This window comes from Citrobacter sp. XY323 (assembly GCF_025106035.1).
In the GTDB taxonomy this organism is placed as follows: domain Bacteria; phylum Pseudomonadota; class Gammaproteobacteria; order Enterobacterales; family Enterobacteriaceae; genus Citrobacter; species Citrobacter braakii.
This window is the reverse complement of sequence record NZ_JANYUK010000011.1, coordinates 107,129-121,218: the sequence shown is the minus strand read 5'-3', so window position 1 is coordinate 121,218 and position 14,090 is coordinate 107,129. Positions and strand designations below refer to the sequence as shown.

The window sequence follows — 14,090 nt, the reverse complement described above, 5'->3', positions numbered from 1 at the left end:
CTTAAGCATTAAGGTGGCCCATCGCTTTGCTTCAGAGTGAGTTAACATGACCCCTCCCGATATTTGCTACCTGTATAAGCGTAGCTGTCTGGATGTGATTCGGCTGGCTTTTTACCTGCATCGATTACGGGTATTGAGTTGGACGGAAAAATATCCAGTTGTTGAAATTGAGTAACCTGCCCACACTAACAACAGATGCGCTGAAATTATTCATTACGCCTATGACTATCAATAACTTTTTAGATTTTGTAAAATAATTTGAATTGGATTAATGTGACGTCAAAATCACTGGAGAAAGTCTTATGAAACTCGCCATCTATAGTACAAAACAGTACGACAAGAAGTATCTGCAGCAGGTTAACGAGGCTTTTGGTTTTGAACTTGAATTCTTTGACTTTCTGCTGACGGAGAAAACAGCCAAAACAGCCCATGGCTGTGAAGCCGTCTGTATCTTTGTCAACGACGATGGCAGCCGCCCGGTTCTGGAAGAGCTGAAAAAGCATGGCGTGAAATATATTGCGCTGCGTTGCGCCGGCTTCAATAACGTCGATCTCGACGCGGCAAAAGAGCTCGGCCTGCAGGTCGTCCGTGTGCCAGCCTATTCACCGGAAGCCGTCGCTGAACATGCGATTGGCATGATGATGACGTTGAATCGCCGTATTCACCGCGCCTATCAGCGTACTCGTGATGCCAACTTCTCTCTTGAGGGGCTGACCGGCTTTACCATGTATGGCAAAACAGCTGGGGTGATCGGTACCGGTAAGATTGGGATTGCGGCACTGCGGATCCTGAAAGGTTTTGGGATGCGCCTGCTGGCGTTTGATCCCTACCCAAGCGCTGCCGCACTGGAGTTAGGCGTTGAATATGTCGATCTTAAAACGCTGTTCGCGGAGTCCGATGTCATCTCCCTGCACTGTCCGTTAACGCCGGAGAATTATCACCTGCTCAATCACGAAGCCTTTGAGCAAATGAAAAATGGCGTGATGGTTATTAACACCAGCCGCGGGGCATTGATCGATTCACAAGCCGCTATCGATGCGCTGAAAAACCAGAAAATTGGTTCTCTGGGTATGGACGTGTATGAAAACGAACGCGACCTGTTCTTTGAAGATAAATCCAATGACGTGATTCAGGATGATGTGTTCCGCCGCCTGTCGGCCTGTCATAACGTGCTGTTCACCGGTCACCAGGCGTTCCTGACGGCCGAAGCATTGACCAGCATTTCTGAGACCACGCTGCAGAATCTGGCACAGATCTCCAAAGGCGAAACCTGTCCAAACGCCCTCTTCTAATCCCTGTGCTCCCCTGGATTCAGGGGGGCATTTTCAGATAATCACCGATGCTAAAATCTTCAGTATCATTATTATATTGAATGTATTCCCGTCACAAACGTAGAGAAATTGAATGAAAAAAGTTGTCACGTTGATTGCGCTCAGCATGCTGATGGCTGGCTGTGTGAGCAATGGAAAAGTTTCCGTCAATCGCGAACAGTTGCAGCATCACCGCTTCGTTTTGCAGAGCGTGAATGGTAAAGCCGTCACCGTCGCTAATAACCCACCCGAATTGAGTTTTGGCGAAAACATGACGGTATCGGGAAAGATGTGTAATCAATTCCACGGTCAGGGCAAACTGTCCGACGGCGAGTTGAAGGTTAAAGATATGGCGATGACCCGCATGATGTGCGCCGATCCACAGCTTAACGCGCTCGACGGGATCGTCAGCGACATGTTTAAGCAAGGCGCACAGGTCGATCTGACTGCTGACCAGTTAACACTGGCGACAGCAGAACAAACGCTGACGTATAAACTCGCGGATTTAATGTAGGAAACGCGGTGGCTTAATAGTTGCCACAGCTTCCGGCGGCAAGCGACTGCTCACTACAGCGTTTGCCGTTGGGTAACGCACACATTCCGATAGCTGAACCATCAAGCTGACGGGCAACGGAGAGCGAACCACCAATCATGGCGCAATTAGCTTCTCCAGAACTGGACATTGCGGCCTTCATCCCCGGTGCGACATGCGCGGCGGTTGCCTGCTGAACAGGTTCACTACTACAAGCCGATAATAATAACGCGGCACACCCTACCCAAAACGCTGCGCGCATCTTACTCCCCTCTGAATATTAACCAAACGACACAGCCATAAATAATAGGCAGCGGAAACACCGCCGTCGAGAGGCAATATGCGCATTTATGCGCACTGTTTACATTTTCTGGCAATTTTTTGGCTGCTCCTTTGATCAAACCATTCATTCTGTTTATTCGAGGGACACAAAAGCGAAAATCTGTCTTTAGCGCTTTTGCTAAACTAAAAGGATAACTACAGGATTCGCCGCTGTTACGCGTGTCCCTTTTTTTGCGCAATGTAAGGGTGTCAGTATGATCACAATTGACGGTAATGGTGCGGTTGCTTCGGTCGCATTTCGTACCAGCGAGGTTATCGCCATCTACCCGATTACGCCCAGTTCGACGATGGCGGAACAGGCGGATGCCTGGGCCGGGAACGGGCTTAAAAACGTGTGGGGGGATACCCCTCGTGTCGTAGAAATGCAGTCGGAAGGCGGTGCGATAGCGACCGTTCACGGCGCGTTGCAGACCGGTGCGCTCTCTACGTCGTTTACTTCATCGCAGGGCCTGTTGCTGATGATCCCGACGCTGTACAAACTGGCCGGTCAGTTGACTCCGTTTGTGCTGCACGTTGCGGCGCGTACGATTGCCACTCACGCATTATCCATCTTTGGCGATCATTCCGACGTGATGGCGGTGCGCCAAACGGGATGCGCAATGCTGTGCGCCAGCAGCGTTCAGGAAGCTCAGGACTTTGCGCTAATTTCGCAAATGGCCACCCTGAAAAGCCGGGTCCCGTTTATTCATTTCTTTGATGGTTTTCGCACATCGCATGAAATTAATAAAATAGTGCCGCTGGCCGATGACACAATCCTCGGGCTGATGCCGCAGGCAGAAATCGATGCTCATCGCGCGCGCGCGCTCAACCCAGAGCATCCGGTTATTCGCGGTACGTCTGCGAACCCGGACACCTACTTCCAGTCACGCGAAGCAACAAACCCGTGGTACAACGCGGTTTACGATCACGTAGAACAGGCGATGAACGATTTCGCTGCTGCGACGGGCCGTCAGTACCAGCCATTTGAATACTACGGTCATCCGCAGGCAGAACGCGTCATTATTTTGATGGGCTCGGCGATTGGAACCAGTGAAGAAGTCGTCGAAGAGCTGCTGGCGCGCGGCGAGAAAGTTGGCGTTCTGAAAGTGCGTCTGTTCCGCCCATTCTCTGCCAGACATTTACTGCGCGCTCTGCCGGAAACGGTACGGAGCATCGCCGTCCTGGATCGCACCAAAGAGCCCGGCGCGCAAGCTGAACCGTTGTATCTGGATGTAATGACCGCGCTGGCGGAAGCCTTTAACTGCGGCGAACGAGAAACGCTACCGCGCGTGATTGGCGGGCGTTATGGCCTTTCTTCCAAAGAGTTTGGCCCGGACTGCGTCATGGCGGTCTTTAATGAGCTGAGTAGCGCGAAGCCGAAATCTCGCTTTACGGTCGGTATCTATGATGATGTCACCAACTTGTCGCTACCGTTACCGGAAAACACCCTGCCCGGTACCGCGAAGCTCGAGGCACTGTTTTACGGGCTGGGCAGTGACGGTAGCGTGTCGGCCACCAAAAACAACATCAAGATTATCGGTAACTCTACGCCGTGGTATGCGCAGGGTTATTTCGTCTATGACTCGAAAAAAGCAGGCGGTCTGACGGTTTCTCACCTGCGCGTTAGTGAACAACCTATTCGCTCAGCGTATCTGGTGTCGCAAGCCGATTTTGTTGGTTGTCACCAGTTGCAATTTATCGATAAGTATCAGATGGCTGAGCGCCTGAAACCTGGCGGTATATTCCTGCTTAATACCCCGTACAGTGTGGATGAAGTCTGGACACGTCTGCCGCAGGAAGTTCAGGCTGTTCTGAATCAGAAGAAAGCGCGTTTCTACGTGATTAATGCGGCCAAAATCGCCCGCGAGTGTGGTCTGGCTGCACGTATTAACACCGTTATGCAGATGGCGTTCTTCCATCTGACGCAAATCTTACCAGGCGACAGCGCTCTGGCTGAATTGCAGGGTGCGATTGCGAAAAGCTATAGCAGTAAAGGTCAGGATCTGGTTGAACGTAACTGGCAGGCGCTGGCCCTGGCGCGTGAATCCGTTGCCGAAGTGGCGCTTCAGCCGGTTGACTCACATAGCGCTAATCGCCCACCGGTGGTTTCTGATGCCGCACCTGATTTCGTGAAAACCGTCACCGCGGCAATGCTCGCCGGTCTGGGCGATGCCCTCCCCGTTTCAGCGCTGCCGCCAGACGGCACCTGGCCGATGGGCACCACGCGTTGGGAAAAACGCAATATCGCTGAAGAGATCCCCATCTGGAAAGAAGAGCTGTGTACCCAGTGCAACCACTGCGTAGCCGCCTGCCCGCACTCGGCTATCCGCGCCAAAGTGGTTTCACCAGAAGCGATGGAAAATGCCCCTGCCAGCCTGCATTCTCTGGATGTGAAATCACGCGATATGCGCGGTCAGAAATATGTCCTGCAGGTTGCGCCAGAGGATTGCACCGGGTGTAATCTGTGCGTCGAAGTATGCCCGGCGAAAGATCGCCAAAACCCGGAGATCAAGGCCATCAATATGATGTCGCGCCTTGAGCACGTGGAAGAAGAAAAAGTTAACTATGACTACTTCCTCAATCTGCCGGAAATCGATCGCACTAAACTGGAACGCATTGATATTCGTACCTCGCAGTTGATAACACCGCTGTTTGAGTACTCTGGGGCCTGCTCTGGCTGTGGTGAAACGCCGTATATCAAATTGCTTACGCAGTTGTACGGCGACCGCATGCTGATCGCCAATGCGACCGGCTGTTCATCAATTTATGGCGGTAACCTGCCCTCAACGCCTTATACCACCGACGCCAATGGTCGCGGGCCTGCGTGGGCAAACTCCCTGTTTGAGGATAACGCCGAGTTTGGGCTGGGCTTCCGCCTGACGGTGGATCAGCACCGTGTACGCGTCATGCGTTTAGTGGAACAGTTTGCTGATAACATTCCGGCTGAACTGAATGACGCCCTGCACGCTGAAGCTACGCCAGAGGTGCGCCGTGAGCAAGTTGCAGCACTGCGCCAGCACCTGAAAGATGTCGAAGGCGCACAGCAGTTGTTAACCGATGCCGACGCGCTGGTCGAGAAATCTATCTGGCTGATTGGCGGTGATGGCTGGGCTTACGATATTGGTTTTGGTGGCCTGGATCACGTCCTGAGCCTGACCGAGAACGTCAATATTCTGGTACTGGATACCCAGTGTTACTCCAATACAGGCGGACAAGCGTCGAAAGCTACGCCGCTCGGGGCCGTCACTAAATTTGGTGAACATGGCAAGCGCAAAGCTCGCAAAGATCTTGGCGTCAGTATGATGATGTACGGGCACGTGTATGTTGCACAAATCTCTCTGGGCGCGCAGTTGAACCAGACGGTGAAAGCTATCCAGGAAGCGGAGGCCTATCCAGGTCCGTCGCTGATTATCGCCTATAGCCCATGTGAAGAGCATGGTTACGATCTCGCACTAAGCCATGATCAGATGCGTCAGCTCACGGCAACCGGGTTCTGGCCGCTGTACCGCTTTGATCCGCGTCGAGCAGATGAAGGTAAGCTGCCGCTGGCGCTGGACTCTCGGCCACCGTCAGACGCCCTGGCCGAAACATTGCTTAACGAGCAGCGCTTCCGTCGCCTGAATGCCCAACAGCCAGAAGTCGCAGAACAGCTCTGGAAAGACGCCGCAGCCGATCTGCAAAAACGCTACGACTTCCTTGCGCAGTTGGCTGGAAAAGCGGAAAAGAGCGGTACCGAGTAATGCGTTTATCTCAGTATTAACCTGGAACCCAAAAAAAAGCCCGAACAGTTGTTCGGGCTTGTCAATTTATTCGCTGGCTAATTAATAATAGCTATCAATACGTCAACGAAAAATAAAACGTGACAATAAAGGCATATAACACGCGCAGAATAGCCCAACACACTTCACTTGTATAATTTTTATTTTATATATTTACCATCCATACATTCACCACAATTATCATCATTTCCGTAGAATTATTTCTTTAAGGTTTTACTTAAGGCGTAACAATTCATATTTATCCCTTTACGGAACTTCTCCTTTAGCATGCTTTTACTCCCTACATGGGTAGTCACAGGTTAATAAAAAAACTAAAGGATTATTTCAATGAACAGAAAAGTACTGGCTCTCGTAATTCCTGCCCTGCTGGCTGCAGGCGCTGCTCACGCTGCTGAAGTTTATAATAAAGACGGCAACAAATTAGATCTCTATGGCAAAGTAGACGGCCTGCATTATTTCTCTGATGACGCTAACAGTGATGGCGATCAGACTTATATGCGTATGGGCTTCAAAGGCGAAACTCAGGTTAACGATATGATCACCGGTTACGGCCAGTGGGAATATCAGGTTCAGGCTAACGGCACCGAAGGTGATAAAGGCGACTCCTGGACTCGTCTGGCATTCGCAGGTATTAAAGTCGGCGACTACGGCTCATTCGACTACGGCCGTAACTACGGCGTAATGTACGACGTTGAAGGCTGGACCGATATGCTGCCGGAATTCGGTGGCGACTCTTACACCAAAGCAGACAACTTCATGACCGGTCGCGCGAACGGCGTGGCGACCTACCGTAATACCGACTTCTTTGGTCTGGTTGACGGTCTGAACGTGGCGTTGCAGTATCAGGGCGCGAACGAAAATCAGTCACCAGAGCAGGAAGGCACCAATAACGGTGGCGACGATCGTAACATGAAGAACTCCAACGGTGACGGCTTCGGTATCTCCTCGACCTACGATTTGGGTATGGGTGTAAGCTTCGGTGCAGCATACACCTCTTCTGACCGTACTAACGAGCAGGTTAACGATTCTACCGCGGGCGGTGATAAAGCTGACGCGTGGACAGTCGGTCTGAAATACGACGCGAACAACATCTACCTGGCAACCATGTACTCCGAAACCCGCAACATGACCCCTTATGGTGGCTCAAACGGTAGTGATAATACGATTGCCAACAAAACTCAGAACTTTGAAGTGACTGCGCAATACCAGTTCGACTTCGGTCTGCGTCCGGAAGTTTCTTTCCTGATGTCTAAAGGTAAGGATCTGGGTGTAAACGGATCTGATGGCGACCAGGATCTGGTGAAATACGCATCCGTTGGCGCTACTTACTACTTCAACAAAAACTTCTCCACCTACGTTGATTACAAAATCAACCTGCTGGATGAAGATAAAAACTTCTACAGCCAAAACGACATCTCTACCGATGACGTAGTAGCACTGGGTATGGTTTACCAATTCTAATCCGTCAGCCCGCTGGCAACAGCGGGCTCTCTTTATGTTCTAACAATTCTGTTTTATCCAGATCAAAACATTATATCTGTTGCGCTAAAACACATCTCTGATAGATGATATCTTGCATTAAGACCTGTAGTAGAGGATACCTGCAATGAATCATCATCCTGTAAAATCATCCCGTATTGCATCCGTCGGCTATGACGAATCCTCCCGCACGCTAGAAATTCGCTTTCACCAGTTGTCTACTCTGCAATATCAGCATGTCCCTGCTCGTATTTTTCGTGATTTCCTAAGCGTCGTTTCTAAAGGTCGATTTTACGATGGAGTAATAAAAGGAAAGTTTCCTGAAATAAAAATAAAGTGATGCCAAAATGTGATCTTTGTCATTGTACATAAAGTGCCATTACGCGGTAAGCTTTGGGTGGATACTTAAACAGGAGGTTTTATGAACAGAACGATTCTTGTACCCATCGATATTTCAGACTCAGAATTAACTCAACGTGTTATAGCCCATGTTGAAGCAGAGGCAAAAATTGACGATGCACAGGTTCATTTTTTGACCGTAATTCCGTCACTGCCCTATTATGCTTCCCTGGGATTGGCCTACTCGGCAGAGTTACCGGCCATGGAAGATCTGAAAGCCGAAGCAAAATCTCAACTGGAAGAGATTATCAAGAAGTTCAATATCCCAACGGACAGAGTGCACGTTCATGTCACAGAAGGTGCGCCAAAAGATAAGATTCTGGAGATGGCCAAAAAATTACCGGCTGATATGGTCATTATTGCCTCACATCGACCTGACATCACCACCTACCTGCTGGGGTCTAACGCCGCAGCCGTGGTGCGTCATGCGGAGTGTTCGGTACTGGTAGTCCGCTAAGCTGTCTGGCCCGCACATCGCTGCGGGCTTTTTGTTTCTACCTCTTATACCCCACGATTCCTGTCCTAAATGTGCTGACATTTTTCCCGCTTATCCGTACCATACACGCCACAGTTTTTATATCAGACTTCTTTTGCCGGACTATCCGGCGTGATGCATACTCTTCTGATGCCACACTATGAATTGAGCCTCTATTAAATGTCGCAAAATCAAGATATTAGCAAGAAAGAACAATACAACCTGAACATGAAGGATTAAAAAACGTAGCTTATTGATAAGACTATTTTTATCGAATAATCAAAAAGATAAGCGTGTAAATAGACCCGTTTTAGTTCCATGCATTTTTTGAGATCCCGGCCAAATAATGGTGTTGTCGATATTCCTCCGGTGTCATATTGTTCAGTGATTCATGCGCGCGTTCACAGTTATATTCTGACACCATTTCTCCGTGATTTCCCGCACTTCATTCAGCGTTCTGAACAGATGAAAATCGAGTTTTTCTGTACGGTATGTCCGGTTAAAGCGTTCAATGAAAGCGTTCTGCGTCGGCTTACCTGGCTGGATAAACTCCAGTTTTACTGCATGTTTCTCTGCCCATTCGGCCAGTGATTCCGGACCATGATACCTATTGAATCATCCAGTTCGCGATTTGCCGCGATCCTGTCGAGTACACGGACCACGCGCAAAGCTGGCAGATTCAGATCGATTTCAATCGACAATGCCTCACGGTTAAAGTCATCAACAACATTGAATGTGCGAAAACGATGGCCACAGACCAGAGCATCATGCATAGAATCGACAGACCAGCTCTGGTTCAGCGCTTCAGGCGTGGCCGGTGGCGAGGGATTACGCACCGGCAAGCGCTGTTTGCCCTTTCGGCGAAAATTCAGCTCCAGCAGACAGTAAATATGTGATTCCACGGGTATCCCTGCCGCCGCAGAACCAGGAAAAGTTTCGGAAAACCGTATCGTGGGTATCGCTCTGCCACTGCCTGCAACGCGACAATAACGGGTTCGTCACGCGTGGTATCTGGACGGTAATGGTAAACCGTTCTGCTCAGGTTCAGACTCCGGCAGGCCTGACGGATACTGAGTCCAAATGTCGTTATCAGATGAGTGACCAGCTCACGCTTAAAGGCTGGTTTTAAAGCTTTTTTTCGATAATGTCTTTCAGCGCCCGGTTCTCGTCCTCAAGATCCTTAATCTTTTTAATATCAGAAGCCTACATACCGCCGTATCTGGACTTTCAGTTGTAGTAGGTGGCTTCAGAGATACCGGTCTCCCGGGAGACATCCTTAACAGTTCGTCCGGCTTCAACCGACTTAATCACGGCGATGATCAGATGCTCAGTAAAACGGGCTTTACGCATAGCGACCTCCTTTGTTGGCAGATTGATTATGCCGGAGGATCTCTAAATGTGAATGGCACGATTATGCGGGAGACTTACAGGCAGACGCGTATTTGAATAAAAACCCCGTCAGCGCGGGGAGTGGATTGCTACTTTGTTTTTCTGCAAATCCCACAGATTGGATTTAACGACCAGACTAGAAAGTTGATGGTTAACTATGGGGTTTACGGAAAGCGGATATGAAAAAGCCCCGGCGAATACCAGGGCCTATATTAATTTAATCAAGTTAAAGATAGTATTATCTGATTTTCACAACAGTAAGCGTTATATTACCTAACGCACCAGAGTCAACGTTACCGCCTTCAACTTGTACAACATATTTATTAGAGGCACTTGTATATTCTTTCTTATTGGTCTTTTTCCCCCAAGGGCAATCCCAATAAAAGCGGCCAATTTTTTCAGGGCCATTATACATAACGAAACTGCCCTCAGTGCCAACAGCAGCATCTGAACGCCCACATGCGCAGATCGTGGCCTCATCGGCAGTCGAAGAGCTGGTAATCACCATTTCATTTATTCTATCTGGTGATAACTCCTGATCTTTATTTCCTAGTTTATAAAATTTTCCACTATCGTGTGATGCGTTTCTAATGGATACGGATTGTCCTTCAGCGACAACTATTTTAATTTCTGCCCATTGAGCGTAAGCCATAATTCATCCTTAATTTTCATTGGAATATAAAATAATTTATCGTTACTCGACTGTATCGACGAATAATTAGTACCATTTAGATGGTGTTAAATTTGTGACAAACCACTCAATTTCAGACTTAACCAAAAATATCCACCAGCCATTTATACATATATTGACAAAAAGCAACCTGTAAATTTGGAACATAAAACAACCAAATTTATTTATTTCAAAAATATAACAATAGATTCAATTAATATTGTGAATAACTATATCAAGTCAAGCCACATTATATTTAACATGGTATACATGAAGAATAACTCTCTGAAAAAAAACTGAAGCCAAGAGTTTTTTGCACACCCTGCAAACCGACGATGTGACAGGGGTACTGGTGCAATGCACCTCGCGAATACCCCTGTCGTATCGCCGGAAAGCAAAAATGATATCAACATTCGCTTTTTCAAACGCTCCATAGCTATCACCAACGTGATAACCCATTCTAATTGTCCCGTCGGCTTTGCTCCCACTGACAGGCGTCATCTGTTTTTGAACGGTACAGCCGGATAGCGCTAAAACACACAAACAACACAATGATATTTTTTTCATGATAAACCCTATTCCTTTTAGGTTTTTTCATAATGAGCAATGAGTTTAGGGAAACATACAGCTACTCGGTGTTTTAGGATTACGTTTACCCGGTTCCTCGTTAGTGTTTTTCAGTACGCAACTGACGACGGGCCTCCAGATACACCCGCGCTCCGAATATCTCAACGCACCAGCGCACGCGCTTGCGGGCCTCGTCTGCTGTCAGCCAGGGCGCAATCTGCTGAATATTCCGGGTCAGGTCCGAAATTTTTTCTCGTCGTGTAGTAGCTCGCACCAATAATATAAACCGGATCATTCTGTTCGAACGCCTCCAGCACGCACTGCTCCATAAAATCTGCATCATCGTCCGCTAACGCCTCGTTGAGAATACTAACTAGCGCTTTTGGCACCCTAAGACAAAAATAATCTTTCACCACCGTGAGTATGGCGCTACCGGGATCCAGAAAGTGCATTTTGTTTTCATGCCCAGGATGCGCAAGGGGGAACAAAAACCCTACTACTCTATGAGTAGCATAGGTGCCAGATGGAACGCTGCTGTAAAACGTGCTGGTATTCGTCGCCGTAATCCGTACCATACGCGGCATACTTTTGCTTGCTGGCTGTTATCGGCTGGAGCGAACCCATCATTTATAGCTAATCAGATGGGGCATGAAAACGCGCAGATGGTATACGAAATTTACAGTGCATGGATTGAAGAACTGAACGGCGAACAGGTGAAAATGCTCAATGCCAAACTTGCCCTGTAAAAAATTTTTGCCCCTTATATGCCCCTTTTGGAGTCAGAGACAGTAAATAATGCAAGAAAATCAAAAAGTTACAAAGAAAGAACAATACAACCTGAACAAATTGCAAAAGCGTCTGCGCCGTAACGTGGGCGAAGCCATTGCCGACTTCAATATGATCGAAGACGGCGATCGCATTATGGTGTGCCTTTCCGGAGGGAAAGACAGCTATACCATGCTGGAGATCCTGCGTAATTTGCAGCAAAGCGCCCCGATCAGTTTTTCCTTAGTTGCGGTTAACCTCGATCAGAAACAACCTGGCTTCCCGGAGCATATTCTGCCGGAATATCTGGAACAACTGGGCGTGGAGTATAAGATTGTCGAAGAAAACACCTACGGGATCGTCAAAGATAAAATCCCTGAAGGCAAAACGACCTGCTCGCTCTGCTCTCGCCTGCGTCGCGGCATTCTGTACCGCACGGCAACTGAGTTAGGCGCCACCAAGATTGCGCTCGGTCACCATCGCGACGATATCCTGCAAACGCTGTTCTTAAACATGTTCTACGGCGGGAAGATGAAAGGTATGCCGCCGAAGCTGATGAGCGATGACGGTAAACATATCGTTATCCGTCCGCTGGCTTACTGCCGTGAGAAAGATATCGAGCGTTTCTCCGAAGCGAAAGGTTTCCCGATTATTCCATGTAATCTGTGCGGCTCACAGCCTAACCTGCAGCGCCAGGTCATTGCCGATATGCTGCGCGACTGGGACAAACGCTATCCAGGGCGTATTGAAACCATGTTCAGCGCAATGCAGAACGTTGTACCTTCACATCTGAGCGATATCAATCTGTTCGATTTCAAAGGTATCAGGCACGGTTCAGAGGTTGTGGACGGCGGTGATTTAGCGTTCGATCGTGAAGAGATCCCGCTGCAGCCTGCGGGCTGGCAGCCAGAAGAAGATGATGCTCAACTGGATGAGCTGCGCCTGAACGTCGTGGAAGTGAAGTAAGTCGATAGTGCCGGATAAGCGGAGCGCCATCAGGCGCTCCGACGAGTGGTTATTTCAATAACCGAACCCGGCAAGTCTTGCCTTTTATCTTACCGTTTTGCAATTGCTTCCATGCCTTATGCGCTACAGTCTGGCGAACAGCGACATAGACATGCGCCGGATGAACGGCAATTTTGCCGATATCGGCGCCTTCCAGACCAATATCACCGGTCAGCGCGCCGAGAACATCGCCGGGACGCATTTTAGCCTTTTTACCGCCATCAATGCATAACGTCGCCATCTCAGCTTCCAGCGGCAGGATTGGGCCGTTAGCGGGAGCTGGCAGCCAGTTCAGCTTCAGTTGCAGCATTTCAGAAAGAATATTGGCCCGCTGCGCTTCTTCCGGTGCACAGAAGCTAATCGCCAGACCACTGTTGCCGGCACGCGCGGTACGTCCGATACGATGGACGTGGACTTCCGGATCCCACGCCAGTTCGAAGTTAACCACCAGCTCAAGTGATTTAATATCCAGACCACGCGCGGCCACATCGGTAGCAACCAGAATGCGCACGCTACCGTTGGCAAAACGGACCAGCGTCTGATCGCGATCGCGCTGCTCAAGATCGCCATGCAGTGAGAGAGCGCTTTGCCCCGCCGCATTCAGCGCGTCACACACGGCCTGACAATCTTTTTTGGTATTACAAAAAACTACGCATGATGCAGGTTGATGCTGACTGAGCAATTTTTGCAGCAGCGCAATTTTGCCGTGGCTGGAAGTTTCGAAAAACTGCTGCTCAATCGCCGGCAGCGCGTCAACGGTATCAATTTCGATCGTTAATGGATTTTGTTGCACCCGGCCACTAATGGCGGCAATGGCTTCCGGCCAGGTCGCAGAAAACAGTAAGGTCTGACGCGAAGCCGGCGCAAAGCGAATGACATCATCAATCGCATCGCTAAAGCCCATATCCAGCATGCGATCGGCTTCATCCATCACCAGCGTATTCAGGGCCTCCAGAGAAACAGTGCCTTTTTGCAGATGGTCGAGTAAACGCCCCGGCGTGGCGACAATAATATGTGGCGCATGCTGCAGGGAGTCACGTTGTGCGCCAAAGGGCTGCCCACCGCACAACGTTAAGATCTTGGTGTTTGGCAGAAAGCGCGCTAAGCGACGCAACTCACCCGCCACCTGGTCGGCAAGCTCGCGCGTTGGGCACAGCACCAGGGACTGTGTCTGAAACAGCGCGACATCAACATGCTGTAATAATCCAAGACCAAAAGCCGCCGTTTTGCCACTGCCGGTTTTAGCCTGCACGCGAACATCTTTCCCCGCCAGAATTGCCGGTAACGCAGCAGCCTGAACAGGCGTCATTTCAAGATAACCCAGCTCGTTAAGATTCTCGAGTTGGGCAGCAGGTAAAACATTCAGGGTTGAAAAAGCGGTCACAATTTAATCTCGCGG

General features: G+C 49.4%; 11 protein-coding genes and 2 pseudogenes. 8 read left to right on the top strand and 5 right to left on the bottom strand.

Translation table 11 applies throughout. The features are described 5' to 3' along the window. The first annotated feature begins 302 nt into the window (after window positions 1-302). Entirely contained in the window at window positions 303-1,292 is a 990-nt protein-coding gene (locus N0B36_RS14710; RefSeq protein WP_003833196.1) for a 2-hydroxyacid dehydrogenase, read from the top strand. 112 nt (window positions 1,293-1,404) lie between these two features. Further along, window positions 1,405-1,824, top strand: a complete 420-nt coding sequence (hslJ, locus tag N0B36_RS14705; protein WP_016153186.1) for a heat shock protein HslJ — start codon at window positions 1,405-1,407, stop codon at window positions 1,822-1,824. A 13-nt stretch (window positions 1,825-1,837) separates the two neighbouring features. Here hslJ and N0B36_RS14700 read toward each other — a convergent pair whose 3' ends face one another. After that, window positions 1,838-2,104 carry a DUF333 domain-containing protein gene (locus tag N0B36_RS14700; protein WP_003020360.1) on the bottom strand — a complete coding sequence of 89 codons (267 nt, stop codon included), beginning with the start codon at window positions 2,102-2,104 and terminating at the stop codon, window positions 1,838-1,840. A gap of 274 nt (window positions 2,105-2,378) precedes the next feature. Here N0B36_RS14700 and nifJ point away from each other — a divergent pair, with 274 nt between their 5' ends. The 4 genes from nifJ (at window position 2,379) to uspF (ending at window position 8,277) form a co-directional block, all read left to right on the top strand. Next, window positions 2,379-5,903 carry a pyruvate:ferredoxin (flavodoxin) oxidoreductase gene (nifJ, locus tag N0B36_RS14695; protein WP_019076849.1) on the top strand — a complete coding sequence of 1,175 codons (3,525 nt, stop codon included), beginning with the start codon at window positions 2,379-2,381 and terminating at the stop codon, window positions 5,901-5,903. 366 nt (window positions 5,904-6,269) lie between these two features. After that, window positions 6,270-7,403 (top strand): porin OmpC, encoded by a 1,134-nt coding sequence (gene ompC / locus N0B36_RS14690; RefSeq protein ID WP_016156616.1) that lies wholly within the window; start codon window positions 6,270-6,272, stop codon window positions 7,401-7,403. Between the two features lie 145 nt (window positions 7,404-7,548). Then, the gene (locus tag N0B36_RS14685) at window positions 7,549-7,761 is read left to right on the top strand and encodes a KTSC domain-containing protein (RefSeq protein ID WP_016153189.1); all 213 of its coding nucleotides are present in this window, start codon (window positions 7,549-7,551) and stop codon (window positions 7,759-7,761) included. Between the two features lie 81 nt (window positions 7,762-7,842). Next, window positions 7,843-8,277: a universal stress protein UspF gene (uspF, locus tag N0B36_RS14680; protein ID WP_016153190.1), complete on the top strand. Its 435-nt coding sequence runs from the start codon at window positions 7,843-7,845 to the stop codon at window positions 8,275-8,277. A 328-nt stretch (window positions 8,278-8,605) separates the two neighbouring features. Here the strand turns inward: uspF and N0B36_RS14675 are convergent. The 3 genes and pseudogenes from N0B36_RS14675 to N0B36_RS14665 all read right to left on the bottom strand — a co-directional run bounded on the left by N0B36_RS14675 (window position 8,606) and on the right by N0B36_RS14665 (window position 11,373). Beyond that, window positions 8,606-9,645, bottom strand: a pseudogene (locus N0B36_RS14675) (IS3 family transposase). Window positions 9,646-9,922: 277 nt separating this feature from the next. Next, a complete protein-coding gene (locus N0B36_RS14670) occupies window positions 9,923-10,336 on the bottom strand; it encodes an aegerolysin family protein (RefSeq protein ID WP_049282421.1) in 414 nt (137 codons plus the stop codon). Between the two features lie 746 nt (window positions 10,337-11,082). Next, window positions 11,083-11,373, bottom strand: a complete 291-nt coding sequence (locus N0B36_RS14665; RefSeq protein WP_311044825.1) for a hypothetical protein — start codon at window positions 11,371-11,373, stop codon at window positions 11,083-11,085. Between N0B36_RS14665 and N0B36_RS14660 the strand changes: the two are divergent. Further along, a pseudogene (locus tag N0B36_RS14660) lies at window positions 11,308-11,667 on the top strand (tyrosine-type recombinase/integrase); the annotation flags it as partial. The gene N0B36_RS14665 and the pseudogene N0B36_RS14660 overlap by 66 nt on opposite strands. Before the next feature lie 49 nt (window positions 11,668-11,716). Next, on the top strand, window positions 11,717-12,652 hold the full coding sequence (gene ttcA / locus N0B36_RS14655; protein WP_259688552.1) for a tRNA 2-thiocytidine(32) synthetase TtcA: 936 nt from the start codon (window positions 11,717-11,719) through the stop codon (window positions 12,650-12,652). A 49-nt stretch (window positions 12,653-12,701) separates the two neighbouring features. Here the strand turns inward: ttcA and dbpA are convergent, their stop codons facing one another. Further along, a complete protein-coding gene (gene dbpA, locus N0B36_RS14650) occupies window positions 12,702-14,075 on the bottom strand; it encodes an ATP-dependent RNA helicase DbpA (protein WP_259688551.1) in 1,374 nt (457 codons plus the stop codon). Window positions 14,076-14,090: the final 15 nt, after the last annotated feature.

Coding starts and splice junctions, on each gene's coding strand:
- N0B36_RS14710 (WP_003833196.1), top strand. CDS start 303: ATGAAACTCGCCATCTATAGTACAAAACAGTACGACAAGAAGTATCTG.
- hslJ (WP_016153186.1), top strand. CDS start 1,405: ATGAAAAAAGTTGTCACGTTGATTGCGCTCAGCATGCTGATGGCTGGC.
- N0B36_RS14700 (WP_003020360.1), bottom strand. CDS start 2,104: ATGCGCGCAGCGTTTTGGGTAGGGTGTGCCGCGTTATTATTATCGGCT.
- nifJ (WP_019076849.1), top strand. CDS start 2,379: ATGATCACAATTGACGGTAATGGTGCGGTTGCTTCGGTCGCATTTCGT.
- ompC (WP_016156616.1), top strand. CDS start 6,270: ATGAACAGAAAAGTACTGGCTCTCGTAATTCCTGCCCTGCTGGCTGCA.
- N0B36_RS14685 (WP_016153189.1), top strand. CDS start 7,549: ATGAATCATCATCCTGTAAAATCATCCCGTATTGCATCCGTCGGCTAT.
- uspF (WP_016153190.1), top strand. CDS start 7,843: ATGAACAGAACGATTCTTGTACCCATCGATATTTCAGACTCAGAATTA.
- N0B36_RS14670 (WP_049282421.1), bottom strand. CDS start 10,336: ATGGCTTACGCTCAATGGGCAGAAATTAAAATAGTTGTCGCTGAAGGA.
- N0B36_RS14665 (WP_311044825.1), bottom strand. CDS start 11,373: ATGCACTTTCTGGATCCCGGTAGCGCCATACTCACGGTGGTGAAAGAT.
- ttcA (WP_259688552.1), top strand. CDS start 11,717: ATGCAAGAAAATCAAAAAGTTACAAAGAAAGAACAATACAACCTGAAC.